Annotated in this window: 2 protein-coding genes; both read left to right on the forward strand. The window is 41.1% G+C overall.

Going from position 1 to position 1281, the window contains the following annotated elements; all coding sequences use genetic code 11:
* Positions 1-698, forward strand: a 698-nt coding sequence (locus KEM39_RS11785) for an RHS repeat-associated core domain-containing protein (protein WP_249182782.1), incomplete at its 5' end; no start/stop codon positions are given.
* Complete coding sequence (locus KEM39_RS11295; RefSeq protein ID WP_211710064.1) at positions 695-952, forward strand: hypothetical protein; 258 nt, start codon at positions 695-697, stop codon at positions 950-952. The genes KEM39_RS11785 and KEM39_RS11295, both read left to right, overlap by 4 nt.
* Positions 953-1281: the final 329 nt, after the last annotated feature.

Genomic DNA, 1281 nt, shown 5'->3' on the forward strand with positions numbered 1-1281 from the left:
AGATGACCGACATCTGCGGCAATCTCTTATGGTACGGCGAATACACCGCCTGGGGCCGTCTGAAAAAGGATGAGCGGGTTTACAAGGATGCGCACCAGCCGTTCAGATTGCAGAACCAATACTTCGACGAAGAGACCGGGCTGCATTACAACCTGATGCGTTATTACGAACCTGAGGCGGGGCGGTTTGTGAATCAGGACCCGATTGGGTTGCTGGGTGGGGAGAATCTTTATTGGTTTGCTCCGAATGCGCAGGAGTGGGTTGATCCGTTAGGGTTATGGGGATTTCTGGTTCGTGTAATTCCCATAGTTGTTGGGGTTGTTTCTAAAGTAATATCAAAAGTTGCTTCAAAGCTAAAATGTGGCAAATGTGTAAAAAATACTTCTCATGTACATCCATTACGCCAAGCATATATTAAAGAAGTGAATGGTTTGAAGGCGTTAGGAGAAAAAATGGCTCGTAAGGGTATCGATAAGGAAATTATTGCACGAACGTTGCATTCGAAAAGACGTGAGCTAGGAGTAAAGTATAAAAACTTAACCCCACCTGATAAATTAAAAGAAATATATGCTAGAAATGTAGAAAAATATGGTGATAAACTAGGTCCATCTATAGATTGGTTGCGTAAAAAAGGAAAATCTTGGGATGATATTATTGAGTCTGCATCACGAACAGGCGGGAAGGATTTAGGATTATGATCAATGAGTCTATTGTTATTGGCAATGAATATGATGAAAAACTTATTAAATCATTATTTTTAACTTTGCAAGAGATAGGTGCGGTTAAAAAGGATGAATCTTCAGCATTAGTAGGTTCTCAGGATTACTATTTGGCAAGATACGAAGTAAATAATTTAAATTTAACTGTCGAAATTGAAACATACATAGGAGTAACATTAAGTGGTCCTTCTAATGTAGTAAGAGAGATTAGTAATAAATTAAAAAGGAAATAAAGTGTGATAAGCAAGCCGTAGCCCGAACAAAACCTTCAGTCCCGACGTGGGGTGAGCGTCCCCCCTTCGGGCTACCTGAAAAAGTGCAAGCTGCTTTCAAAGCCCCAAAACGGTTCAAAAGCAGCCTGCACATTCAAAGTAAGCCCAAGCCCCGCACAAAACCTTCAAATTCTGATGTTAGTTTCTGTTCCGTTTCCGCTTTTCAGACGGTCTCAATCCGTTCTTTGAGGCCGTCTGAAAAATTTGCTTTTTAACAACCTCATTACTTCTCAGCATCAAGGCCGCCTATTGCAGGAGTACACCTACAAAGGCAGCTACACCTATCTCTA

The organism is Neisseria sp. Marseille-Q1983 (assembly GCF_018224585.1).
Classification (GTDB): Bacteria; Pseudomonadota; Gammaproteobacteria; order Burkholderiales; family Neisseriaceae; genus Neisseria; species Neisseria polysaccharea.